This window comes from Sphingomonas sp. LR59 (genome assembly GCF_036855945.1).
Lineage (GTDB): Bacteria > Pseudomonadota > Alphaproteobacteria > Sphingomonadales > Sphingomonadaceae > Sphingomonas.
Genome location: NZ_JASPFL010000001.1, coordinates 3,613,251 through 3,637,136, shown reverse-complemented (window position 1 = coordinate 3,637,136; position 23,886 = coordinate 3,613,251). Strand labels below are relative to the sequence as shown.

Below are 23,886 nucleotides of genomic sequence, written 5' to 3'. Positions count from 1 at the left end.
AACGCCATCGATCCGTGTATAGGGACGCCTCCACATCACCCGAGGGCCCGCCGTTTTGCAGATCGTTACCTTGTGCCTGTTCCTGTTGCTCGCGGTCGTCATCAGCGGGATGGCGTCGCGGATGTTGCCCTCCGCACTGCCGCGGCCGCTCGTTCAGATCGCACTCGGCGCCTTGATCGGGATGGTCGCGCATGTCCGCGTCGAGCTCGATCCCGAACTCTTCTTCCTGCTGCTGGTGCCGCCTCTGCTGTTCCTCGATGGCTGGCGCATCCCCAAGGACGAGCTGTTCCGCGATCGCCGCGGTGCTGACTGGCGGCTTCTCGCTCGGCGAGGCGACGCTGACGTTCGCGTGGATGGCGCTCGCGGGCGTCGCGATCGGCGTCGGCATTACCTGGGCGATCGTCGCGAGCAAGGCCGCGTTCGCGCGGAAGTTCGGCGACGAGACCGGCTCGAACATCCTCGTCAGCCTGCTGATCCCGTTCGCCGCCTATCTGGCCGCCGAGCATGTCCATGCCTCGGGCGTGCTCGCCGCCGCCGCCGCCGGGATCGCGATGACCTTTACCGGCGCCACCACCAGCGTCGCGGCGGGCACGCGCATCCGTCGTCGTGCGGTGTGGGACATGCTCCAGTTCACGCTCAACGGCGTGATCTTCGTGCTGCTCGGCGAGCAATTGCCCGAGGTGTTCGTCCGCGCGCGCGATACGGTCACGACGACCGGGCATGTCAGCCCGTGGTGGCTGGCGGTGTACGTGCTGGCGGTGGTCGCGGGGCTCGCGCTGCTGCGGTTCGGCTGGGTGTGGGTGTCGATGCAGTTCACGCTGTTGCGCGCGCGCCGCCGCAACGACGAAGCGGTCAGTCCGCCGCGACGGATCATCGCGGCGATGTCGGCGGCGGGCGCGCGCGGCGCGATCACGCTGGCCGGCGCGCTGACGCTGCCGCTCACGCTGAACGACGGCACGCCGTTTCCCGCACGCGATCTGGTGATCTTCCTCGCCTCGGGGGTCATCCTGTCGTCGCTGGTGATCGCCGCGGTCGCGCTGCCGCTGCTGTTGCGCAATCTGAACCTGCCGCCCGACGAGGGCGTGGCGGCGGCGCGTGACCGCGCACGGCTGGTGTCGGCCAAGGCGGCGATCGCCGAACTCGACCGCGTCCAGCACCAGATGGCGGAAGGCCGCGACGATCCCGACCGGTTCACCGACATCGCCGCGCGGCTGATGGATCAGTATCGCGAGCGGATCGACAGCCTGGCGACGCTGCCCGAGGATCGCACCGGACAGGCGGATGCACCGATCGAGCGCGACATGCGGCTCGCCGCCGTCCGCGCGGAACGCAATGCGATCTTCGATCTGGCAAGGCGGCGTGAAATCGGCGTGACGCTGGCGGAGCAACTCGGCCGCGAGCTCGACCTGATCGATGCGCGCCTGTCGCGACAGGGGCTTGCATAAGCACGGGTAGAGCAGGGACACGGGCAGAGCAGGATTTTGCGCTCCGCCTGCCCGTGTGACTGAAACCGGCGGAGCGCAGAAGGTACGCGTTACTCAGCGAATCCTCTGCGGCCGCTTTGCAAGGACTTGGTGAATTTTTGGTGAACGATGGCGCCCCGCCCGTCCGTGCGACACTCTCGTATCCGGGCGGGGCGCCAAGGACGCAGCGCTTTGAGGCGCGCATCGCTGGCCATAAGCTAGCATCAGATTCTCACAGCGGAAGCACAGCCCGTCACGCGTGCGGCTCGCTTGGTCGGATATGTGTCCAAATCATGGCCATTAGCGCGCGTTCTTGCCGCCAAGAGCTTGTTAACGGCTGATCTTCAGTCGCCTGCGATCGTCTGCGGGGCCGTCGGATCAGGGATCTTCAGCTTTCGCAGACGGGCGATCACGTCGCGAGCGCCCGCCGGCGCGGCCTGTAGGAACAGCGCAAAAAGTGCCTCGTCGTCGAACGACTCCAGCGCGGTCCCGATCGGCAGCGCAATAATCTGGCGGCTGCGCGCACCCGGCTGCGCCTCCAGCACGATCGTCCGCCACGCCATCCCGACCGGCGGCGCACTCGTGACATCGGCAAACTCCCCCGGCACCATGTTGCGGATCCGCAATCGCCGGTCCGCCGCCTTGGCGAACCACGCTGCGTCGCCCGCGGTCGCAATCTCGATCGCCAAATCCCGTCCGTTCATGTCGTCCTCGATCCTGTCATTCGCGGCAGGCGGTGCTGCGGGAGCGCAGCGGATGCAAGTCTTTGCGGACGCCCGTCGCCACGAACTGGTGCGCAAATGCCACAATTTGCGCTCGCATGATGGAAGGACGCTCTTCGCTATTGATAATAATTATCATCAGCGGTAGCGCGCGGTCATTACGAAAGGGAACTCATGACACGACGTTTCGGCCTGGCCGTCCTGCTGGCCTCGGCAGCCGCCGCCCCGAGCTTTGCGCAGACCGCACCCGATGCCGCCGCCAACGGCCTCGATACCGGGATCGTCGTCGTCACCGGCCAGCATCCGCGCAACCAGGCGTCGTCGGGCACCAAGACCGACACCCCGCTCGCCGAAACGCCGCAGTCGATCAGCGTCATCACCAGCGACGACATCGCCGGCCGCAGCCTCCAGAACCTCAACCAGGCGCTCCGCTTCGTCGCCGGCGTGACTCCCGAGACGCGCGGCGCGAGCGCCGAAGTGTACGACCAGTTCAAGCTGCGCGGGTTCGATGCACCGGTCTATCTCGACGGCCTGAAGATGTTCGGCAGCGCGTCGGGCTATGCCGTGCCACAGGTCGACGTCTCGCGGCTCGACCGGATCGAGGTCATCAAGGGTCCGGCCTCGGTGCTGTACGGCCAGTCGAGCCCCGGCGGCCTCGTCGCCGAATCGAGCAAGCTCCCGCTCGACCAGTCGCTGTATGGCGCGATCGGCGGGACCTACGGCAATTACGATCTTTACCGCGTCGATGCCGATATCGGCGGGCGCACGGGCGATGGCGTGCTGTGGCGGATCAACGGCAGCGCGAACGGCGCGGACACGCAGCAGAAGTTCGGCAAGCGCGAACGCCAGACGGTCTCCGCCGCAGTAACCGCGGGCGCGGGCAGCTCGACCAGCTTCACGCTGCTCGGCGCCTATTCGCACGATCCATACAATGGCGATTACGGCGTGTTCCCGGCGAGCGGCACGTTGCTCGCCAACCCCAACGGCAAGCTGCCAACCAGCTTCGACGGGGGCGAGGCGGGCAACCGGTTCAGCCGCGAACAGGCCGCGCTCACCTACATCTTCCGGCATGATTTCGGTGGCGGCTGGGCGTTCCGCTCGTCGGGCCGCTATCAGTATGTGAAGGCGAACCTCGGGCTGATCTACACCGCGGGCGGGCTCGATGCGCGCGATCCGACCGGGCAGACGTTCCTCCGCGCCTCCTACGCGACCCGCGAAAAGCTCAACAACTGGACGTTCGACAACCAGCTGAGCGGCACCGTGCAGACCGGCCCGATCAAGCACACGTTGTTGTTCGGCGTCGATCGGCAGGTCGCACATTCGATCGAGGACGCCGCGTTCGGCACGGCGCCGTCGCTCAACGGCTATGCCCCGGTCTACGGCACCGTCAGCGTCCCACGGACGCCATCGCAAGTTCCGACGGAATACGGTGTTGGCAACACGACCATCCGCCAGCGCCAACAGGGCATCTACGCGCAGGACCAGATGGCGCTCGGCGACCTCCGCGTCGTGCTCAGCGGTCGGCAGGACTGGGCGCGCGCGCAGCAGATCAACCTCGGCGTCAAGCACGACGAGAAGTTCACCTATCGCGCCGCCGCGCTGTACACGCTGCCGTTCGGGCTCGCGCCGTATGTCAGCTATTCGACCTCGTTCGAGCAGCAGGCCAGCCTGATCGAACTCAGCGACGGATCGTCGGGTCTCGCCGACCCATCGCTTGGCAAACAGCTCGAAGCGGGCGCCAAGTTCACCATACCGGGCACGCAGATCCTGCTCTCGGGTGCGTGGTTCCGGATCGACCAGACCAACGTTCTCACCTCGACGCCGAACTTCTCGCGATCGCGCCAGACCGGTGGCGTGCGGTCGCAAGGCGTCGAGTTCGAGGGTACCGCACCGTTGCCCTACGGCTTCAACGCCCGCGCCGCGTTCAGCCGTCAGCGCGTCAAGGTCACCGAGGATGCCGACAACCCGACGCGCGTCGGCCGCGGGCTCGAAACCGTCGGCCGCGGCGGTACGACGCTCGGCCTCGACTGGACCCCGCCCGAGGGTCCGCTCGCAGGGCTGACGGTCGGCGGGGCGATGCGCCATGTCGACCAGGTCTATGCAGGCGTCACGCCCGGCGAGACCAAGGGTCGCAACAGCCCGTCCTACACCGTGTACGATGCGCTGATCCGCTACGACCTGGAAAAGTTCGCACCGTCGCTGCGCGGTCTCAGCCTGGCGGTCAACGGCGCCAACATCTTCGACAAGAAGTATCTGACGTCGTGCTTCGCCAACTATAATTGGTGCTGGTACGGCAACCGCCGCACCGTCCAGGCGACGATCGGCTACCGCTTCTAAGGCCCCCTTACGATCCTCCCCCGCCAGGGGGAGGTGGCTGGCGCTTGCCAGACGGAGGGGAGGAAAGCGATAACGTCTGCGCCCTGTCCTCCCCATCCGTCACCTTCGGCGAGACCTCCCCCTGGCGGGGGAGGATCGTTCGGTTTCGACTCAGAATCCTGTCGCTTAAGACCAATTTGCCTCGGAGATTACCCGCCCCCTCTGGAAAACCGGCTGCCTCGACGGCACTTGATGCACGTCATTCCGGATCGTCCCCGGGTTGACGCGGCCACCCCGACGCCGTCACCCTCGTACGCGTACACGTAAGGACCCCGGTTTCCCCATGCAGCTTGTCATCGTCGAATCGCCTGCCAAGGCCAAAACCATCGAGAAGTATCTGGGCAGCGATTACCGCGTCCTGGCCAGCTACGGCCATGTCCGCGACCTGCCGCCCAAGGACGGCTCGGTCGATCCCGACGACGCCTTCGCGATGACGTGGGAGAATTACGCCGACAAGTCGAAGCAGCTGAAGGCGATCACCGATCTCGCCAAGCTCGCCGACCGCCTGATCCTCGCGACCGATCCGGATCGCGAGGGCGAGGCGATCAGCTGGCACGTTCGTGAAGTCCTGCGGGCGCGGAAAGCGCTGCCCAAGGAGGTCGAGCGCGTGACCTTCAACGCGATCACCAAGGCCACTGTCACCGAGGCGATGAAGAACCCGCGCGAGCTCGACGACGACCTGATCGACGCCTACCGCGCCCGCCGCGCGCTCGATTACCTCGTCGGCTTCACGCTCTCGCCGGTGCTGTGGCGCAAGCTGCCCGGTGCCAAGTCCGCCGGCCGCGTCCAGTCGGTGTCGCTCCGCCTGATCGTCCAGCGCGAGCGCGAGATCGACGTCTTCAAGCCGCAGGAATACTGGTCGGTAACGGCCGAAATGGAGCATGACGGCACCGCGTTCACGTCGCGCCTCACGCAGTTCGAAGGTAACAAGCTCGACCGTCTCTCGATCGGTAACGAAGGCGATGCCCTGCGCGCCAAGCAGGCGGTGCTCGACGGCAATTTCTCGGTCCAGTCGGTCGAGACCAAGCCCGCCGGTCGCAACCCGCCGCCGCCGTTCACCACGTCCACGCTCCAGCAGGAAGCCTCGCGCAAACTCGGTTTCTCGGCGGATCATACGATGCGGATCGCGCAAGGCCTCTACGAGGACGGCGCGATCACCTACATGCGTACCGACGGCGTGCAGATGGATTCGAGCGCGATCAGCGCCGCGCGTCTGGCCGTCGCGAACCGCTTCGACGCGAGCTATGTCCCGGACAAGCCACGCCAATACCAGTCGAAGGCGAAGAACGCACAGGAAGCACACGAAGCGATCCGCCCGACCGACTTCGGCAAGGACAAGGCCGGCGGCGGCGATCACGCACGCCTCTACGACCTGATCTTCAAGCGCGCGCTCGCCAGCCAGATGGCGTCGGCGCGGATGGAGCGCACGACGGTCGAGATGGCCGACGGCACCGGCCGCAACATCCTGCGCGCCACCGGCCAGGTCGTGCTCTTCCCCGGCTACCTCGCCTTGTACGAGGAAGGGTCGGACGACTCTGCCGACGAGGACGCCCGCCGCCTGCCGCGGATGCGCGAAGGCGATTCGCCCGCCAAGAAGAAGGTCGACGCCGAGCAGCATTTCACCCAGCCGCCGCCACGCTTCTCCGAAGCCTCGCTGGTCAAGCGGATGGAGGAGCTCGGCATCGGCCGCCCGTCCACCTACGCGTCGATCATCAAGACGCTGAAGGACCGCGCCTACGTCCGGATCGAGAAGAACCGCTTCTTCGCCGAGGAGAGCGGGCGGCTGGTGACGGCATTCCTCGAGCGCTTCTTCGAGAAATACGTCGGCTACGACTACACCGCCGAACTGGAGGAAGAGCTCGACGACGTCTCCGGCGGCCGCGCGCAGTGGCAGTCGGTGCTCGACGCGTTCTGGCGCGATTTCAAGCCGCGTACCAACGAGGTGATGGAGCAGCAGCCCTCCGCGATTACCGCCGAGCTCGACACCTTCCTCGCGCCCTACCTGTTCCCGGCAAAGGCTGACGGCGGCGATCCCCGTCTCTGCCCGAACTGCGGCGAGGGTCAGCTCGCGCTGCGCGGTGGCAAGTTCGGCGCGTTCATTGCCTGCTCGAACTACCCCGAGTGCAAGTACACGCGCCGCTTCGCGCAGCCCGGCGGCGACGCCGAGGCGGATGCCGGCCCGTCGACGCTCGGTACGCACCCCGACACGGGCCAGCCGATCGAGCGCAAATCGGGACGCTTCGGCCCGTATCTGCAGATCGGCGAAGGCGAGGACCGCAAGATGGCCTCGATCCCGAAGGACATCGGCGAGCTGAACCTGGAATGGGCGGTCAAGCTGCTGTCGTTGCCACGCACAGTCGGCAACCACCCCGAAACCGGCGAACCGATCATCTCGACGATCGGCAAGTTCGGCCCGTACCTGAAGCATGCGGGCAAATACGCCCGACTCCAGACGACTGCGGACGTGTTCGAGACGGGCATGAATGCAGCGGTGGTGAAGCTCGCCGAAGCCGCAGCGGGCGGCGGACGTACCGCGCGCGGGGCGCAGGCACCGCTCAAGGTGCTGGGCAACCATCCGCGCACCGAGGCCGAGATCAAGCTGATGGAAGGCCGCTACGGCGCCTACGTCACCGACGGCACCACCAACGCGACGCTGCCCAAGTCGATCGAAAAGGACCAGCTCACGCTCGAGGAAGCCGCGTCACTGATCGACGCACGCGCCGCGGCGGCACCGGCGACAAAGAAGAAGAAAGCGCCCGCCAAGAAGCCGGCGGCAAAGAAGGCGCCGGCCAAGACGGCAGTGTCCAAGGACGAGGCTGAGGCGAAGGCTCCAGCCAAGAAGGCTCCCGCTAAAAAGGCCCCCGCCAAGAAAGCCGCGCCAAAGAAGAAGGTCGAAGCCTAATTCTCCTCCCGCTTGCGGGAGGGGCTAGGGAGGGACCGAAATACCCCACGAACGCGACGTTCGCGGTGATCCCCTCCCCAACCCCTCCCGCAAGCGGAAGGGGAGTTTTCAGATCAAGCAGCCCGCCGCTGTGTCAGTTGCATCCAATCCCGCGCCGCGCGCTGCGCCACCGAGATCTCCCGCGCGGTCATGTCCTCGGCGATCTCCGCCCGACATTCCTGCGCGGCGATGTTCCCCGACACCGCCGCCAGGTTAAACCACTTATGCGCCTCGATCAGATCGAGAACGACACCCGACGTCCCCGTCGAATACACCATCCCCAGTTCGTAGCACGCCCGGTCGTCGCCGCGCGCGGCATCCGCCAGACGGCGTTCGATCGTAATATTCGCGTTCTTGAGACTGCTGCCCATGGTCTTGCCCCCAATGTTCGTGAGGACAGACTGCGGCGATTCCGACTACGAAATGGTTAATGGGTTAACGCTCGTTTTTTACAACTCTACCGCGATGTTATCGATCAACCGCGTCGCGCCCATCCGCGCAGCCGCCAGCAACCGCCGCGGTCGATCCGCCGCCGGGTTCTCCGCCAGCGTCTCGGCATCCGCCAAAGCAACGTAATCGATCGTGAACCCCGCCCCGACCAACGTCGTCCGCGCATCGTCCAGCACCGACTCCACGTCCTCGCCCTTCGCGATCGCCCGCGCCGCAACACCCAGAGCGCGCGGCAAGGCGATCGCCTGTTTGCGCTGCTCGTCATCGAGATAGATGTTGCGCGACGACATCGCCAAACCGTCGTCGTCGCGCTGCGTCGGCACCCCGACGATATCGATCGCGAAATCGAGATCTGCGACGAACCGCCGCACGACGGCGAGCTGCTGGTAATCCTTCTCGCCGAAATACGCCGCATCGGGGCCGACCTGGTTGAACAGCTTCGACACGACCGTCGCGACGCCGTCGAAATGACCGGGCCGAGAGGCGCCATCGAAGCCCTCACTGACGCCCGACACGCGTACCGACGTCGCGAAACCCTCGGGATACATCGTCTCGACCGACGGCAGCCAGAGCAGGTCGCATCCAGCTTCGGTCAGCATCCGGATATCGGCCATCTCGCGCCGCGGATAGCGCGACAAATCCTCGTTCGGCCCGAACTGCGTCGGATTGACGAAGATCGACGCGACGACCTTCGTCCCCGGCCGCTTTGCCGCCTCGATCAGCGCGACGTGGCCGGCGTGGAGCGCGCCCATCGTCGGGACGAGCGCGACGCGCTGCCCCGCCGCACGGAAGGCGGCGACGCTTTCGCGCAACGCATTAAGGTCCCGGACGGTGTCCACGTGAAACTCCTACTCGATAAGTGCGGTCGCGGCTTCTATGAAGGGTGACTGTTACGATCAATAAGGAAACGCGCGTTGGCCACGGGCCCCGAACAGACCCCCGCTTCGCCGCACGTCATCGTGTTCGCCAACGAGAAGGGCGGCACCGGCAAGTCGACGACCGCGGTGCACGTCGCGATCGCGCTCGCCGCCAAGGGTGCGCGCGTCGCGTGCCTCGATCTCGACCACCGCCAGCGCACCGTCGGCCGCTATCTCGACAACCGCGCCGAGACGATGAAGCGCAACGGCTCGGTGTTGCCGATGCCACGTCACGCGACGCTGTCGGAGCAGAGCGAGGATCAGTTCGAGGACCTGTGGCATTCGCTGTGCGAGGGTTCAGACTTCCTGGTCGTCGACACGCCAGGCCGCGACGATCCGTTCGCGCGTACCGCCGCCGCTCTGGCGAACACCTTGGTAACGCCGATGAACGACAGCTTCGTCGACTTTGATTTGATCGGTCAGGTCGATCCCGAGACGTATCAGGTGACCCGTCCGAGCTTCTATTCCGAGCTCATCTGGGATGCGCGGAAGCAGCGCGCGCGCGCCGACGGCACCACGATCGACTGGGTCGTACTGCGCAACCGCCTCCAGCACATCGAGGCGCGCAACATGCGCCGCGTGTCTGATGCGCTCGCGCAACTTGCCAAGCGCGTCGGCTTCCGGATCATTCCGGGGCTCGGCGAACGCGTGATCTACCGCGAGATGTTCCCCGCCGGCCTGACGATGATCGATTCGAAGGCATTCGGCAGCATGGGCCTCGCGCATGTCGCTGCGCGCCAGGAACTGCGCGAGATGATGGCCGCATTGCAGTTGCCCGAGGTGGTCGCCGAGCGCGCACCGGATGTGGCTGCGTGAAGTGGATCGTAGCCGCGCTGTTTATCTGGGCGGCGTGGCATTACCTGCGGCCCAAGCCGAAGCAGCGCGTAGTCACGGATGAAGCGGAAGCGCGCTCGATCCTCGGCATCGATCGCAATGCGGACGCCGACGCGATCCGCAGTGCGCACCGCCGCCTGATCGCCTCGGTTCACCCCGATCGCGGTGGCTCCACCGACCTGACCCGCCGGGTAAACGCCGCGCGCGACCTCCTGCTGAAGCGGACCCGGTAACCCCCGTTATGCCGGGCTCGTTCCGGCATCCACCGTTCCGCACTCTCGATAGTTGTGGGAGCGCGGCACCGTGGCCCCGGAACAAGTCCGGGGTGACGGTGGTAGGGTAATCCCACACGCAACCGAGATTGGAGAGAGGCCCATGACCCACCAGTTCGACCCGACCTCGCTCCGCGAATACGACATCCGCGGGATCGTCGGCAGAGCGCTCGGCCCCGCCGACGCCGTCGCGATCGGCCGAGGCTTCGCCACCCGCATCCGCGCCGCCGGCGGCACCCGCGTCGCGGTCGGCTATGACGGCCGCAACTCCTCTCCCGAACTCGAAGCCGCGCTCGTGTCCGGTCTCACCGCGGGCGGCGTCGACGTCGTCCGGATCGGCCTCAGCACCTCGCCGATGCTCTATTACGCCGAGGCGACGCTAGAAGTGGATGGCGGCATCCAGGTAACCGGCAGCCACAATCCCCCCGAGTATAACGGCTTCAAGATGGTACACGCCCACGCGCCATTTTTCGGCGACGACATCCAGGGCCTCGCCACACTCGCCGCGTCGGGCGCCTGGAGCGAAGGTGCGGGCGAGGTCACGACCGCCAACGTTCTCGACGCCTATGTCGGCCGCTTGATGCTGGGCTATGCAGGCGGTGCGTACCGGATCGGCTGGGACACCGGCAACGGCGCCGCCGGCCCGGTGATCGAGAAGCTCGTCCAGCTGCTGCCGGGTGAGCATCATGTGATCTTCGCCGAAGTCGACGGCAATTTTCCCAACCATCATCCCGATCCTACCGAAGAATCGAACCTCGCCGATCTGAAGAGCCTGGTCGCGGAGAACAACCTCGATTTCGGACTGGCCTTCGACGGCGATGGCGACCGGATCGGCGCAGTCGACGGGTCGGGACGGGTAATCTGGGGCGACCAGATCCTCTCCATATTGGTCGAACCTGCGCTGCGCGAGCATCCGGGCGCGCCGATCGTTGCCGACGTAAAGTCGTCCCAAGCGCTGTTCGACCGAATCGCCGAGCTGGGCGGTGAGCCGGTGATGGCTCCCACCGGCCACAGCCTGATGAAGACCGCGATGACCCGCACCGGCGCGCCCTTGGGAGGCGAACTCAGCGGGCATCTGTTCTTCGCCGGCGAGTATTACGGTTTCGATGATGCGCTGTATGCGGCGGTGCGGCTGATCCGTGCGGTGCATCTGTCGGGTCGCTCGCTGACCGAACTGCGCGACGCGATGCCGGCGCTGGTGGCGACGCCCGACCTGCGCTTTCCGGTCGATGACGCGCGCAAATTCGCGGTGGTCGACGAGGTGATCGCGCGGTTGAAAGAGGATGGCGCGGAGATGAACCTCACCGACGGCGCGCGTGTGACGACACCCGAAGGCTGGTGGCTCCTCCGCGCGTCGAACACACAGGCGATGCTTACGGTTCGCGCGGAGGCGAAGGATCAGGCGGCGCTCGACGCGTTGCTCGCGGAGGTCGACGCGCAACTCGCGGTCAGCGGTGTTGCGAGATCGGTACCATAACAAGGCCGCCACCCCGGCGAAGGCCGGGGCCCAGTTGGAAAGGTGGACATAACGAAGTGCCGCGTACCGTTAGCAACGTCCCCCAACTGGGCCCCGGCCTTCGCCGGGGTGGTGCAGGGGATGGGATGGTCGCAGAATTTGACGCCCGGCGAGCGCCGAGGCTCGCGACGTAACGCGAAACTAACCGTTCCCCCGCAAAGGCGGGGGTCCAGAAGCCACGAATGCCGGCGCCCGGAACCCTGGACTCCCGCCTCCGCGGGAGAACGGGAGGACGATTGACACGCGACCGCCCCAGCCTACCGTCCCGCCACCACCCCAAGGAGTCCCCAAGTGGAGCGCCCAGTCGACGAATTCCGCTCCAGCACGCGCCGCTGGCTGCTCGGCAGCTTTGCAGGTTGGGGCACCCTTGTCACCTGCCTGATCGGCGTCGGTTTCGTCCTGATCGGCGTCCGCTGGCTCAAGAACCGCAGCGCCAGCTACGAGATCACCGACCAGCGCCTGATCATCAGGCGCGGCATCCTGTTCAAGACGATCGACGAGATCGAGCTCTACCGGATCAAGGACGTCCGCCTTGGCTATTCGCTGCTCAATCAGATGACCGACATCGGCACGATTACGCTCACCTCCAGCGACCGCACGACGGGCGGCGGCGAATTCGTCCTCCGCGATATCCCGATGGCGCGCGACCGCCGCGAAGGCCTGCGCAAGCTGGTCGACCGCGCGCGCCAACGTCGCGGCGTCCGCGAGATGGATATCGACCACGAGAACGCATACGCGCTGGATTAAGCGCGCTTTTGTCCCCACATGGCGGGCATGGCGCCCCCTACCCCAAGCCCAAACAGCAACCGCAGATGATCCGGGTCGTGGACCTGGAGACCACCGGTTCAGCCCCGCCCGCGCACGGCGTCTGCGAGATCGGCTGGCAGGACGTCGCGCTCGGCGAGGACGGCCGTTGGGAGATCTACGGCGAAGGCGGCAGCATCCTCGTCAATCCCGGCCGCCTCATCCCGCCGGTGACGCAGGCGATCCACCACATCCTCGACGAACAGGTCGCCGACGCGCCCTATTGGCATGATTGCGCGCGGCAAGTGCTCGACCCCTGGCCGCGCCGCCTCGCGCTGGCTGCGCACCGCGCCGATTTCGAGCAAAAATTCTGCACGTCTGCGCTGACCCGGGATGCCGAGTGGATCTGCACCTGGAAATGCGCGCTCCGCCTCTGGCCCGATAGCCCGAGCTTCTCGAACCAGGTGCTGCGCTACTGGCGCAAGCCGCACGGCATGGAGCACGAGCGCGGCCTGCCCGCGCACCGCGCGTTCCCCGACGCGTACGTCACCGCGTTCCACCTCCGCGACATGCTCAACGAAGCGAGTCTCGCGCAACTGCTCGAATGGTCGCGCGACCCCGGCCTCATCCCGCGCGTCCGTTACGGCCCCGATCGCGGCAAGGAATGGTCCGAGCTCGATCACGAGACCTTGATGGCGTTCATGACCGACCGCGACCCCGACATCCGCTTCACCGCCAACCACGAAATGGACCGGCGCAGCGGCGGCGGCCGCGTCGGCAAAGCCAGCGCGCAGGACCTGCTGCTGTAGCACCCCTATGATCCTCCCCCGCCAGGGGAGGTGGCTGGCGCTTGCCAGACGGAGGGGGAGGTAAGGGAAACCAATGTTCCGTATCCTCCCCCTCCGTCGCCTTCCGCGCCACCTCCCCCTTGCCGGTGAGGATCGTGAAGCGGGCGCGCCCCTTGCTTCACGGCTAGCCAGTATCGCTGGCGTAACGACCGGCGCTGACGTAGATCGGCCTCAATGGTAAGCGTCCGTCTGAAATTGCCCTCGTCGGAGGGGCGGGTCGCCCGCTGGCTGGTCGCGTTCATGACGCTCGGCTTCATCGCGCTTGCCGCCGCAGCGATCGCGATCGGCTGGATCACGATCCGCAACCGCACCTACACCGCCGAGATCCTCCACACGCAGGACGTCCGCCAGGCGATCGCCACGCTCCAGATCCAGATGGAGCAGTCCGAGACCGCACGCCGTGGCTATGTCCTGGCGGGGAAGCCGCTCTTCGCCACCGCCTATGCGCGCAGCGCGGGCAACATCGTCCCCTCGATCGCCACGCTGCGCCGCCTGACCCACGACAACCCCGCACAGATCACGCGACTCGATCGGATCGAGCCGCGCTTCGTCCGGTTGCGCGCACTCAGGACCCAATCGATGGCACTGGTCGCGTCGGGCCAGATCGCCGAGGCACAGCGCCGGTTCGCAGTCGATGCCAGCGTGCCGCTGATGCGCGGCATCCGCTACCGCCTCCAGGCGATGGCCGCCGACGAGGTCCGCCTGCTCGCGATCCGTACCCAACGCCAGCAACGCAGCAGCGCGCTTTTCCTCTCGGTCGCGGGCCTCGCCGCCGCGCTGCTGCTAGTCGTGGCGATCCTCGCGATCCTGGTGATCCGCCGCTACACCGCCGATCTCGCCGCCTCGCGCGACAGCCTGCGCGAACTCAACGAATCGCTCGAGGATCAGGTCGCGACGCGCACCGCCGATCTCAGCCGCGCGAACGAGGAGATCCAGCGCTTCGCCTATATCGTCAGCCACGATCTGCGCTCGCCCCTGGTCAACGTGATGGGCTTCACCGCCGAACTCGCGACTGCGGCCGGACCGCTCGCCGACCTCGTCGACCGCGCCGAAGCCGAAGCGCCACACATCCTCACCGCCGACGCCCGGCTGGCGGCGCGCGAGGATCTGCCCGAGGCGATCGGCTTCATCCGCACCTCGACGCAGAAGATGGACCGGCTGATCAACGCCATCCTCAAGCTGTCGCGCGAAGGCCGCCGCACGATCGCGCCCGAGCATATCGACCCCGCGCAACTGGTCGACACGATCATCGGATCGATGCAGCACGTCATCGATGATCGCGGCGCGGTCGTCCGCGTCGAGCGGCCGATCCCCGCGGTCGTCACCGATCGCCTCGCGCTCGAACAGATCCTGTCGAACCTGATCGAGAACGCCACCAAGTATCTGAAACCCGGCCGCCCCGGCGAGATCGTCGTGCGCGGTCACAAGGAACGCAACCGCGTCATCCTGTCGGTGGTCGACAACGGCCGCGGCATCGATCCGCGCGATCACCAGCGCGTGTTCGACCTGTTCCGCCGCTCGGGACCGCAGGACCAGCCGGGCGAAGGCATCGGACTCGCGCATGTCCGCGCACTCGCCTATCGTCTCGACGGCACGATCGACGTGCAGTCGACGCTCGGCGACGGCGCGACCTTCCGCCTCAATCTTCCCAGCGCACTGACGATCCAGGATATCACGGCATGAACCAGCACCAGACCGTCGGCATCGTCATGATCGAGGACGACGAGGGCCACGCACGGCTGATCGAGAAGAACATCCGTCGCGCCGGGATCCTGAACGACATCAAGCACTTCACCGACGGCACCAGCGCGCTCGACTTCCTGTTCAACGCCGCCGACGGGCCTGCGAAAAGCGGCCCGGCGATGATCCTGCTCGATCTCAACCTGCCCGACATGAGCGGCACCGACATCCTCACGCGGATCAAGGCGGAGGGCAGCCCGCTGCGCCGTACGCCCGTCGTCGTGCTGACCACCACCGACGACAAGGTCGAGATCGAGCGCTGCTACGATCTGGGCTGCAACGTCTACATCACCAAGCCGGTCAATTATGAGAGTTTCGCGCAGGCGATCCGCCAGCTCGGGCTGTTCCTGTCGGTGATCCAGGTTCCAGACGTCGAGAGCTGATGCCGACGACCGTGCCTTTGTCCCCTGGCGTCCTCTACATCGACGACGACGCCGGTATCCGGCGGCTGGCGGCGCGCGCGCTCGAACGCCGCGGCTACCGCATGACGGTTGCCGAGACCGGCGCGGAGGGCGTCGTCAAGGCGGCGGCCGAGCGTTTCGACCTGATCGCGGTCGATCACTATATGCCTGGCATGGACGGCTTGGAGACGCTCGAAGCGCTCCGCCGCCTGCCCGATCATCCGCCGATCGTGTACGTCACCGGCTCCGAGGAAGGCCGCATCGCGGTCGCCGCGCTGAAGGCCGGTGCGTCGGATTACGTCGTAAAGACCGTCGGGGAGGATTTCTTCGACCTGCTCGCAGCGTCCTTTGCACAGGTCCGCGCGCGCGCCCTGCTCGAACAGGAGAAGGCGTCCGCCGAAGCCGATCTCCGCGCCAGCAACGCCCGGCTCGAGGCGTTGCTCGGCGAGGTGAACCACCGCGTCGCCAACTCGCTGCAACTCGTCTCGGCGATGGTCCGCCTCCAGGCGACCGCGCTCACCGACCCGTCCGCGCGCGAGGCGCTGGAGGATACGCAGCGCCGCATCCAGGCGATCGCGCAGGTCCACCGCCGACTCTACACCAGCAACGATGTCGAGAGTGTCGACATGCAGGAATATCTCGGCGCACTGGTCGACGAACTTGCCGAGACCTGGTCGACTGACGCCCTCCCGCGCGCGCTCAGCCTTGCTGCCGAACCGATCCGCCTGCCGACCGACCGCGCGGTATCGCTCGGCGTGATCGTCACCGAACTCGTCACCAACGCCTGCAAATACGCCTACCCCACCGGCGGCGGCGAAGTTCGCGTCGCGCTGCGCCGGATCGACGACGACATCTTCCTGCTGGCGGTCGAAGACGATGGCTGCGGCATCCCCGAAGACGCCGTCCCACGCGGCACCGGTCTAGGCACGAAACTGATCCGTGCGATGGCGCAAAGCCTGCAGACGATCGTGGAGTACGACCCGACGCACACCGGCGTCAGAGCCACCCTCCGCGCGGCGGTACGGTAAAGGGTACGACACCTCAGAACGCCCCTACCCCGTTCGTGCTGAGCGAAGTCGAAGCACCCTCGCTTGGGGCGTATCCTTCGACTTCGCTCAGGACGAACGGACGATAGCGCCAACCTGTTAGTTCGCAGGCTCCGACAACGGCGCAAACCTCGCCACCTGACGCCCGACCAGCCGCAGCTGCTCGATCACCGCAGGATCGTTCGCGCCGCCCTCGTCGTCGAACTTCGTCACCTGCGTATTGATTGCCGCCGCAAACGGTGTCGGCCACCCCCGCAGCGCATGGACGATCGAGCGCAGCGCCGCGATCGTGCTGCCGGTCGCCTGCCAGCCATAGGCGGTGGCGATCAGTCCGACCGGCATGTCCGCCAGATACGGCCGTTCGTCGCGCGACGTCTCCTCGAGCAGGTCGAGCGCGTTCTTCACCACGCCGGAGATGCTGCCATGATAGCCCGGGCTGGCGATGATTACCGCGGATGCGCCGCGGACAGCCTCGACGAACGCGCGTTCGTCCGCGGTCCGCGTCGTCGCCTTCGGATCGTACAGCGGCAGCCGCGCCATGTCCGCGCCGCCGAACATCTGCGTGCGGAAACCCTGCTTCTCGACCGCATCGAGCGCGATCCGCAGCGCGCGCTCGGTCGACGACACCCCGCCGATCGTGCCGCCAATGCCAACGACCAAGGGAAGAGTATCGGGAGCGGTCACGGTTTCATCCTGTTCGAACGTCATGCACCCGCTCTTCCCCGTTTCGTCGCGCGAAGACAACAGCGCTTGCGTCCGTTCTCGCTCCACGACCACCACGAACGCTGTCGCTAAGCCCCCGTACACGTTAAGCATGTGCATACGCCGGTCACAGGCTTGCCCGAGCTGTCGTATGACGATAATACACCTGATGTCCGCCGCTTGGCCAACCCGCTGGAACGACCGATGCGCCCCGACCCCTTCGACACCAACCGTTCCAGCTCAAGCGGCGACCGCGAGCCCTATGCCTATGAGCGCGAGCGGCTGATCACCGAACGCGAACGCCTGCGCCAGAAATACGAGGCGGAGCGGGACGGCGACGCATTCGAGCCGTATGACGACCGCGACGCGCCGCCGCCCTACGCGACGACCCGCGCGCCGCGCCGCAAGCGCCCGATCGGTCGCTGGATTCTGCGCGGCTTCGGGATCGGCATCGTCCTGCTGGTGATCGCGATCATCTGGCTGGCGATCACTGCACCCTTGTCGAAGTCGCTCCAGCCGCCCACCCCGCCTTCGATCACGCTGACCGCAGACGATGGCACGCCGATCGCCCGGCGCGGTGCGATCATCGGCAAGCCGGTCGATGCGGCCAAGCTCCCGCCGCATGTCACGCAGGCGTTCCTCGCGATCGAGGACCGACGCTTCTACTCGCACTGGGGTATCGACCCCCGTGGCATCGCGCGCGCGGCATGGGCGAACATGGGCTCGGGCGGCGTCCGCCAGGGCGGCTCGACGATCACCCAGCAGCTGGCGAAGAACGCGTTCCTCGATTCGGATCGCACTGCGACGCGAAAGATCCGCGAGGCGATGATCGCGTTCTGGCTCGAGGCCTGGCTGTCGAAGGACGAGATCCTCTCGCGCTATCTCTCGAACGTCTATTTCGGCGACAACACCTACGGGATCAGCGCCGCGGCCAAGCATTATTTCGGCCGTACGCCGGACAAGCTGAACGTGGGACAGGCGGCAATGCTCGCCGGTCTGGTCAAGGCACCGTCGCGCCTCGCCCCCACCTCCAACCTCGAAGGCGCGCGCAAGCGTGAGGCCGTCGTGGTCGGCGCGATGGTCGATGCCGGTTTCTTGACCAAGGCCGAGGGCGACGCGGTCCAGCCGCAGCGCGTGCTCGGCAGCCGCCCGTCGCAGCTCCCCAACGGCACCTATTTCGCGGACTGGATTCTCCCCGAGGCGCGCGATCAGGCCGGCGAGATCAAGACCGAAGCGACCGTCCAGACGACGCTCGATCCGCGCCTCCAGCGCGCCGCCGAACGCACCGTCGCGCGCGCGGGCCTGCGTGAAGCACAGGTAGCGCTGGTCGCGATGCGTCCTGATGGCCGCGTCGTCGCGATGGTCGGTGGCAAGAACTACGCGAAGAGCCCCTTCAACCGCGCGACTCAGGCGCGGCGCCAGCCCGGCTCGACTTTCAAGCTGTTCGTCTACCTCGCCGCGATGCGTCAGGGGATGACGCCCGATTCGACGATCGAGGACCGCCCGGTGACGATCGGCGACTGGACGCCGAAGAACAGCGACGGCCGCTACCAGGGCACGATCACGCTGCGTCAGGCGTTCGCGCGCTCGTCCAACGTCGCCGCCGCACGCCTCACGCAACAGGTCGGCGTGAAGGCGGTGATCAAGGCGGCGCGCGATCTCGGCATCTCGACGCCGATCCCGAGTGAGGCCACGATCGGCCTCGGCACCTCGACCGTGTCGCTGCTCGAACTGACCGCCGCCTATGCCGCGATCGCGCGCGAGCAATATCCGGTCCAGCCGCGCGGGCTCGCCGATGTCCGCGAGAAGGGCTGGTACCAGTCGCTGACCGGTGGCGCGACCGAGATGCCGTCGAAGATCCACGACGAGATGCTCGACCTGCTGGCGGCCTCGATCCGCACCGGCACAGGGCGCGGCGCGAACCTGACGGTCGACGCGTTCGGCAAGACCGGCACGACGTCCGACAACAAGGACGCGCTGTTCGTTGGCTTCGCGCGCGATCTGGTGGTCGGCGTGTGGGTCGGCAACGACGACAATTCGTCGAACCCCGGCCTGTCGGGCGGCGGCATCCCCGCACGGATCTGGCGCGACTTCATGCAGAGCGCGCTGGGGATCGCACCGATCGCCGCGCCGGCTCCGGCGGTGGAAGAGGTGGATCCGGACGCGTTGCCAGCGGATGAGCAGGACAATTCGGTGCTGCCGCTGGGGGGCGAGATCGAAGGCCTCGGCTTCAACCTGAAGATGGGTGAAGACGGCACGATCTCGGTCGGTCCCTCGCGCCGGGACCGCGAGGAGGGCCCGCCACCACGCGACGATCGGAGGCCGCCAGAGGAAGAACAAGGGCCTTACGAGGGGCAATAGCGCCATCCCGTCATCCTGACGAAAGTCAGGATCCAGAGCCGCAAACGATAGCGCTTGCGGCTCTGGATCCTGGGTCAAGCCCAGGATGACGGGGATAGAGCCGCTGCCCCGGTTGACGCCACCACCGCATCGCAGCATGCCTCACCCATGCGCTTCTTCTCCGACAACGCCGCCACGATCCACCCGCACGTCATGGCCGCGATCGCCGCCGCCGACACGCTAGACACCGCCTATGCCGGCGACGCGTGGAGCCAGCAGCTCGACGGCCGCCTGTCCGCGCTCTTCGAAACAGAGGTCGCGGTACTCTGGGTCCCGACCGGCACCGCCGCCAACTGCCTAGCGCTCGCCGCGCTCTGCCCGCCCCACGGCGGCATCGTCTGCCACCGCGACGCACACATCCAGAACGACGAGGGCGGCGCGCCCGAATTCTACACCCACGGCGCCAAGCTGTTCCTGGCCGACGGCGACGGCGCGAAGATGACGCCGGACACCATCCGCACCGTCATCGACGCGATCGCCGACGACGTCCACCGCGTCCAGCCACACGCGATCTCGATCACCAACGCCACCGAATATGGCCGTGTCTACCAGCCGCACGAAGTCTCGGAAATCGGCACGTTGGCGAAGGCGTGCGGACTAGGCTTCCACATGGACGGCGCGCGCTTCGCCAACGCGATGGCACGCGTCGGCTGCTCCCCCGCCGAGATGACGTGGCGCGCGGGCGTCGACGCTCTGAGCTTCGGCTTCGTCAAGAACGGCGCGATGAGCTCGGAGGCGCTGGTCTTCTTCAAGCCCGACCTTGCCGCCGTCACGCAATACCGCCGCAAACGCGCCGGGCTGTTGCTGTCGAAGGGGCGCTATCTCGCCGCGCAGATTCTCGCGATGCTCGACGACAACCTCTGGCTCGCCAACGCCAAGGCCGCCAACGACGCGGCGGCCAAGCTCGCCACCGCGGCCGGCGACCGCCTCGTCCACCCGGTCGAGGCTAACGAGGTGTTCCTCCGCGCCACGCCGGAAGAAGCCGCAGCCCTTCGCGCGAAAGGCTTCGACTTCTACGACTGGGCAGCCGGCGAGATCCGCCTTGTCACCGCATGGGACAGCCCGGCGGACGCAGTCGGCCTGCTCGCCGATGCGATCCGGGAGTTATGACCCCCGGCCCAACCGACCCACCACAGTCGACCCGCGCGGCCGTACTGATCCCGTTCGGCATCGTCACGCTGATCTGGGGCTCGACCTGGCTCGTCATCCGCGACCAGATCGCGGTAGTGCCGCCGAGCTGGTCGATCAGCTACCGCTTCCTCGTCGCCGGCATCGCGATGGCGATCTACGCCACCATCAAGCGCGAGAGCTTCAAGTTCGACGCACGCGGCTACGCGTTCGCGGCCGTGATCGGCATCGCGCTGTTCACGTTCAACTTCAACTTCGTCTACCGCGCCGAGCATTACGTCACCTCAGGGCTCGTCGCGGTGGTGTTCGCCCTCCTGCTCGTCCCCAACGCGATCTTCGGCCGCATCTTCCTCAAGCAGCGCCTCGGACGCCAGTTGATGGTCGGCTGTGCCGTCGCGATGGCGGGGGTCGCGCTGCTATTCGTCAACGAGGCGCGGGTCGATCCGCACGGGCCGCGCTCCGCGACGATCGGCATCGTCCTGACGCTGTGCGGCGTGATGGCCGCCTCGGTCGCCAACGTCATCCAGGGCAGCGCGTTCGCCAAACGCTATCCGATGGCGCCGACGCTCGCGATGGCGATGCTGATCGGCGCGAGCCTCGACGCGGCGTTCGCCTGGATCACCACCGGGCCACCGGTGTTCGAGCCGCGCTTCGGCTATGTCGCGGGCATCCTCTATCTCGGCGTGTTCGCGTCCGCGCTCGCCTTCCCGCTCTATTTCAACGTCATCCGCGCGATCGGCCCGGCCAAGGCGGCCTATTCGGGCGTCATCGTGCCGGTGATCGCGATGCTGCTATCGACGATCTTCGAACGCTATCACTGGTCGACCTTGGCCGTCGCCGGCGCGATATTGTCGGGTATCGGCTTGGTCATCGCACTCAGCGCGCGCAGGCCGGCGCGGTAGTCAGGCCAAGCGGGCGTCCAGCCGAGCACCCGCTTGGCCTTGCCGTTAGCCACCCGCCGGTTCTCGTTATAAAACCCGCGCCCCATCGCCGAGAGCTCCTCGAGCGTCACGAACGGCGGCGCGGGCATCCCGAGCAGCATCGCCGCGAAGGCCACCACGTCGTTCTGCGACGCGGGCACGTCGTCCGCGAGGTTATACGCCCCCGCCGGCGCATCGAACCCGGCGATCACGCCCGAGACGATATCGTCGACATGCGCGCGGCTGAACACCTGGCCGGGTTGCTCGATCCGGTGCGCCTTGCCCTGCCGCACCCGGTCGAGCGGCGAGCGGCCCGGCCCATAGATCCCCGGCAACCGGAACGTCCGCGCGCCAATCACCAGCCAGTCCGCATCCGCCGCCGCCCGCGCGCTCCTGCGACCACCACCGATCGGCGCCGTCTCGTCTACCCACGCGCCCTGCGCATCGCCGTACACGCCCGTCGACGACAGATACCCGATCCAAGCCCGCGTCCGCAGCAACAGCGAACCGTAGCGCCCGAGCACCGGGTCCGCCTCATGCTCGGGCGGCACCGACGACAGGATGTGCGTTGCCGCCGCGATCTCCGCCGTCACCGCGTCCACATCGTCGAACCGGAGCGTATCACCCCGCCCGTCCCGCGTCGTGCCGACGACATGCCAGCCATCCGCCGCGAGCCGCTCGGCAAGCCGCGACGCGGTGTACCCCAGACCGAAGACCAGCAGCCGGCTCATTTGCCCACCGCCGCACCAGCCATCGGCCCCTTGTAGAGCGTTCCGAAATAATCGCCGGCATTCCACACCGGCCGCTGCGCCCCGTCGGCGATCTCGCGCGCGATCCGGTAGTTCGCATCGACGAACCGCACGCCCTGATCCCACAGGATCGGCTGAGTCAGGTCGTCCGACGGCTTGTGATAATTGTTCGCCATGAAATACGCGACCGCCGCCTTGCCCGGCCCCTTCTGACCCGGCCACAGGAACACCGACGGAATCCCCTTCTGGACGAAGCGGAAATGATCCGAGCGGACGAAGATCCCCTCCTCCGGCATCGGATCGGGCGACAGGCCGACGCCGATCGCCGCCACCGCCTTCTGCACGATCGGGCCGATCGTCGAGCGCTCGGCACCGAACACCACCATGTCCTCGAACTTGTAGGTCAGGATCGGCATGTCGAGGTTCACGTCCGCGACGATCGAGGTCAGCGGCACGGTCGGGTGGTTAGTGAAGTAGTCGCTGCCGACCAGCCCCTTCTCCTCGCCGGTGACGGCCAGGAACATGATGGTGCGCTTGGGCGCCTGCCCGCTGGCGGTGAAGCGCTTGGCCTCCTCGATCAGGCTGGCAATGCCGATCGCATTGTCGAGTGCGCCGTTGTTGAGCGAGTCGCCCTTCACTGGCTTGGTGATGCCGATGTGATCGAGATGCGCGGAGAGCACGACGACCTCCTTGCCAACCACCGGATCGCTGCCCGGGATCACGCCGACGACGTTGCTGCTCGTGGCAGGCACGAAGCTCGTCTTTGTCGCGACGGTCAGCGTACCGACCAGCGGCACCGCCTTGAACTTCGCGTTGTCGCGGTCCGCCTGCTTCACGATCCGGCTCCACGGCGTCTTCGCACCCGCGAACAGCTTGGCCGCGCCGGCCATGCTGACCGTCCCGAGCGACGGCGCGCCGGGCGCTTCGACCTTGCCGGTGCCGTCGGGGTTCGCCCACGTCATCCGCGGCGTCGCATAGGAGTCGGCCAGCTTGGCGAAGGTCCGCACCTTGGCCGAGCGCGGGCTCTCCAGCGTGATCACGCCGACCGCGCCCTTGGCCTGCGCGATCGCAGCCTTGGTCCCGCCCGACCCGAAGAACGCGCGCTCCTCGCCGCCGAACCGCGCGGGCGAGCCGCCGAAATAGGCGACGATCTTGCCGCGCACGTCGACGCCCTTGTAATCGTCCTGGCCATATTGCGGCGCGTCGATGCCGTAGCCGACGAATACGACTGGCGCCGAAACGCTGGTCTCCGCCTTCGCGCCGTTCGCGGCCGGCACATAGTCCTCACCGAACACGAGCGGCTGCGCAGGCCCGCGGCCGGTCCAGACGAAATCGCCCTTGCTCGCCGCCCTGTACGACACCAGCGGCACTTTCTGGAGATACCCGCCCTGATCGCCATCGGGACGAAGGCCTGCCGCATAAAACTGCGCGGCGACATATTGCGCAGCGATGTCGAACTCGGGGCTCCCCGCCTCGCGACCCTTCATCGCATCCGACGCGAGAAACAGCACGTGCGCCTTCATCGCCGCCTGATCCGCCGGCAGCGGCGCGGCGAGCTTGGCGTTCAACTCGGCATTGTTCGGAACCGCCACCGGCGCAATCTGTGCAAAGGCAGAGGCAGAAAGCGCGAGCACCGCGAGCGCGCCGATAGGACGATACATCCGGAAATCCTTGCAAAGGGAACGTGTTGCAGCGGCGTAGCATCCACCGTCACCCA

The 23,886-nt window shown here is 67.0% G+C and carries 19 protein-coding genes and 1 pseudogene; 14 read left to right on the top strand and 6 right to left on the bottom strand.

Going from position 1 to position 23,886, the window contains the following annotated elements:
• Positions 1-55 precede the first annotated feature (55 nt).
• A pseudogene (locus QP164_RS17145) lies at positions 56-1,445 on the top strand (cation:proton antiporter domain-containing protein).
• A gap of 362 nt (positions 1,446-1,807) precedes the next feature.
• On the opposite strand, the gene QP164_RS17140 reads toward QP164_RS17145, so the two are convergent.
• Positions 1,808-2,167, bottom strand: a complete 360-nt coding sequence (locus QP164_RS17140) for a hypothetical protein (protein ID WP_333923905.1) — start codon at positions 2,165-2,167, stop codon at positions 1,808-1,810.
• A gap of 192 nt (positions 2,168-2,359) precedes the next feature.
• Here QP164_RS17140 and QP164_RS17135 point away from each other — a divergent pair, with 192 nt between their 5' ends.
• Together QP164_RS17135 and topA are read left to right on the top strand one after the other, a co-directional pair.
• Positions 2,360-4,522, top strand: coding sequence for a TonB-dependent siderophore receptor (locus tag QP164_RS17135; protein ID WP_333923904.1), 2,163 nt, complete (start codon positions 2,360-2,362; stop codon positions 4,520-4,522).
• Between the two features lie 322 nt (positions 4,523-4,844).
• The gene (gene topA / locus QP164_RS17130; protein WP_333923903.1) at positions 4,845-7,463 is read left to right on the top strand and encodes a type I DNA topoisomerase; all 2,619 of its coding nucleotides are present in this window, start codon (positions 4,845-4,847) and stop codon (positions 7,461-7,463) included.
• Positions 7,464-7,576: 113 nt separating this feature from the next.
• Here topA and QP164_RS17125 read toward each other — a convergent pair whose 3' ends face one another.
• Together QP164_RS17125 and panC are read right to left on the bottom strand one after the other, a co-directional pair.
• A complete protein-coding gene (locus QP164_RS17125) occupies positions 7,577-7,873 on the bottom strand; it encodes a sel1 repeat family protein (RefSeq protein ID WP_132737094.1) in 297 nt (98 codons plus the stop codon).
• A gap of 78 nt (positions 7,874-7,951) precedes the next feature.
• Positions 7,952-8,791, bottom strand: coding sequence for a pantoate--beta-alanine ligase (panC, locus tag QP164_RS17120; protein WP_333923902.1), 840 nt, complete (start codon positions 8,789-8,791; stop codon positions 7,952-7,954).
• A gap of 75 nt (positions 8,792-8,866) precedes the next feature.
• Between panC and QP164_RS17115 the strand changes: the two genes are divergently transcribed.
• The 8 genes from QP164_RS17115 (at position 8,867) to QP164_RS17080 (ending at position 16,252) form a co-directional block, all read left to right on the top strand.
• Positions 8,867-9,685 carry a division plane positioning ATPase MipZ gene (locus tag QP164_RS17115; RefSeq protein WP_333923901.1) on the top strand — a complete coding sequence of 273 codons (819 nt, stop codon included), beginning with the start codon at positions 8,867-8,869 and terminating at the stop codon, positions 9,683-9,685.
• Complete coding sequence (locus QP164_RS17110) at positions 9,682-9,936, top strand: DnaJ domain-containing protein (protein WP_333923900.1); 255 nt, start codon at positions 9,682-9,684, stop codon at positions 9,934-9,936. Before QP164_RS17115 ends, QP164_RS17110 begins: the two co-directional genes overlap by 4 nt.
• A 142-nt stretch (positions 9,937-10,078) precedes the next feature.
• Positions 10,079-11,452, top strand: coding sequence for a phosphoglucomutase/phosphomannomutase PgmG (gene pgmG, locus QP164_RS17105; protein ID WP_333923899.1), 1,374 nt, complete (start codon positions 10,079-10,081; stop codon positions 11,450-11,452).
• 330 nt (positions 11,453-11,782) lie between these two features.
• The gene (locus QP164_RS17100) at positions 11,783-12,238 is read left to right on the top strand and encodes a PH domain-containing protein (RefSeq protein WP_333923898.1); all 456 of its coding nucleotides are present in this window, start codon (positions 11,783-11,785) and stop codon (positions 12,236-12,238) included.
• Positions 12,239-12,303: 65 nt separating this feature from the next.
• The gene (locus tag QP164_RS17095) at positions 12,304-13,044 is read left to right on the top strand and encodes an exonuclease domain-containing protein (protein ID WP_333923897.1); all 741 of its coding nucleotides are present in this window, start codon (positions 12,304-12,306) and stop codon (positions 13,042-13,044) included.
• A gap of 213 nt (positions 13,045-13,257) precedes the next feature.
• On the top strand, positions 13,258-14,766 hold the full coding sequence (locus QP164_RS17090) for a sensor histidine kinase (RefSeq protein ID WP_333923896.1): 1,509 nt from the start codon (positions 13,258-13,260) through the stop codon (positions 14,764-14,766).
• Complete coding sequence (locus tag QP164_RS17085; protein ID WP_132737071.1) at positions 14,763-15,206, top strand: response regulator; 444 nt, start codon at positions 14,763-14,765, stop codon at positions 15,204-15,206. The genes QP164_RS17090 and QP164_RS17085 overlap by 4 nt, the downstream gene beginning before the upstream one ends.
• Positions 15,206-16,252 (top strand): sensor histidine kinase, encoded by a 1,047-nt coding sequence (locus QP164_RS17080; protein ID WP_333923895.1) that lies wholly within the window; start codon positions 15,206-15,208, stop codon positions 16,250-16,252. Before QP164_RS17085 ends, QP164_RS17080 begins: the two co-directional genes overlap by 1 nt.
• 117 nt (positions 16,253-16,369) lie before the next feature.
• Here QP164_RS17080 and QP164_RS17075 read toward each other — a convergent pair whose 3' ends face one another.
• Positions 16,370-16,978 (bottom strand): NADPH-dependent FMN reductase, encoded by a 609-nt coding sequence (locus QP164_RS17075; RefSeq protein ID WP_132737065.1) that lies wholly within the window; start codon positions 16,976-16,978, stop codon positions 16,370-16,372.
• A gap of 198 nt (positions 16,979-17,176) precedes the next feature.
• Between QP164_RS17075 and QP164_RS17070 the strand changes: the two genes are divergently transcribed.
• From QP164_RS17070 to QP164_RS17060, 3 genes are all read left to right on the top strand, one after another.
• On the top strand, positions 17,177-19,333 hold the full coding sequence (locus tag QP164_RS17070; RefSeq protein WP_333923894.1) for a transglycosylase domain-containing protein: 2,157 nt from the start codon (positions 17,177-17,179) through the stop codon (positions 19,331-19,333).
• A gap of 147 nt (positions 19,334-19,480) precedes the next feature.
• The gene (locus QP164_RS17065) at positions 19,481-20,482 is read left to right on the top strand and encodes a threonine aldolase family protein (RefSeq protein ID WP_333923893.1); all 1,002 of its coding nucleotides are present in this window, start codon (positions 19,481-19,483) and stop codon (positions 20,480-20,482) included.
• Positions 20,479-21,402, top strand: coding sequence for a DMT family transporter (locus QP164_RS17060; RefSeq protein ID WP_333923892.1), 924 nt, complete (start codon positions 20,479-20,481; stop codon positions 21,400-21,402). The genes QP164_RS17065 and QP164_RS17060 overlap by 4 nt, the downstream gene beginning before the upstream one ends.
• Here the strand turns inward: QP164_RS17060 and QP164_RS17055 are convergent.
• Entirely contained in the window at positions 21,315-22,151 is an 837-nt protein-coding gene (locus QP164_RS17055) for an NAD(P)-dependent oxidoreductase (protein WP_333923891.1), read from the bottom strand. The genes QP164_RS17060 and QP164_RS17055 overlap by 88 nt on opposite strands.
• Positions 22,148-23,830 (bottom strand): M28 family metallopeptidase, encoded by a 1,683-nt coding sequence (locus tag QP164_RS17050; protein ID WP_333923890.1) that lies wholly within the window; start codon positions 23,828-23,830, stop codon positions 22,148-22,150. The genes QP164_RS17055 and QP164_RS17050 overlap by 4 nt, the downstream gene beginning before the upstream one ends.
• Positions 23,831-23,886: the final 56 nt, after the last annotated feature.

Excerpts from the sequence above, each read along its gene's own strand:
- QP164_RS17140 (WP_333923905.1), bottom strand. The coding sequence starts at position 2,167 with ATGAACGGACGGGATTTGGCGATCGAGATTGCGACCGCGGGCGACGCA.
- QP164_RS17135 (WP_333923904.1), top strand. The coding sequence starts at position 2,360 with ATGACACGACGTTTCGGCCTGGCCGTCCTGCTGGCCTCGGCAGCCGCC.
- topA (WP_333923903.1), top strand. The coding sequence starts at position 4,845 with ATGCAGCTTGTCATCGTCGAATCGCCTGCCAAGGCCAAAACCATCGAG.
- QP164_RS17125 (WP_132737094.1), bottom strand. The coding sequence starts at position 7,873 with ATGGGCAGCAGTCTCAAGAACGCGAATATTACGATCGAACGCCGTCTG.
- pgmG (WP_333923899.1), top strand. The coding sequence starts at position 10,079 with ATGACCCACCAGTTCGACCCGACCTCGCTCCGCGAATACGACATCCGC.
- QP164_RS17095 (WP_333923897.1), top strand. The coding sequence starts at position 12,304 with ATGATCCGGGTCGTGGACCTGGAGACCACCGGTTCAGCCCCGCCCGCG.
- QP164_RS17090 (WP_333923896.1), top strand. The coding sequence starts at position 13,258 with ATGGTAAGCGTCCGTCTGAAATTGCCCTCGTCGGAGGGGCGGGTCGCC.
- QP164_RS17085 (WP_132737071.1), top strand. The coding sequence starts at position 14,763 with ATGAACCAGCACCAGACCGTCGGCATCGTCATGATCGAGGACGACGAG.
- QP164_RS17080 (WP_333923895.1), top strand. The coding sequence starts at position 15,206 with ATGCCGACGACCGTGCCTTTGTCCCCTGGCGTCCTCTACATCGACGAC.
- QP164_RS17075 (WP_132737065.1), bottom strand. The coding sequence starts at position 16,978 with ATGACGTTCGAACAGGATGAAACCGTGACCGCTCCCGATACTCTTCCC.
- QP164_RS17070 (WP_333923894.1), top strand. The coding sequence starts at position 17,177 with ATGCGCCCCGACCCCTTCGACACCAACCGTTCCAGCTCAAGCGGCGAC.
- QP164_RS17065 (WP_333923893.1), top strand. The coding sequence starts at position 19,481 with ATGCGCTTCTTCTCCGACAACGCCGCCACGATCCACCCGCACGTCATG.
- QP164_RS17060 (WP_333923892.1), top strand. The coding sequence starts at position 20,479 with ATGACCCCCGGCCCAACCGACCCACCACAGTCGACCCGCGCGGCCGTA.
- QP164_RS17055 (WP_333923891.1), bottom strand. The coding sequence starts at position 22,151 with ATGAGCCGGCTGCTGGTCTTCGGTCTGGGGTACACCGCGTCGCGGCTT.
- QP164_RS17050 (WP_333923890.1), bottom strand. The coding sequence starts at position 23,830 with ATGTATCGTCCTATCGGCGCGCTCGCGGTGCTCGCGCTTTCTGCCTCT.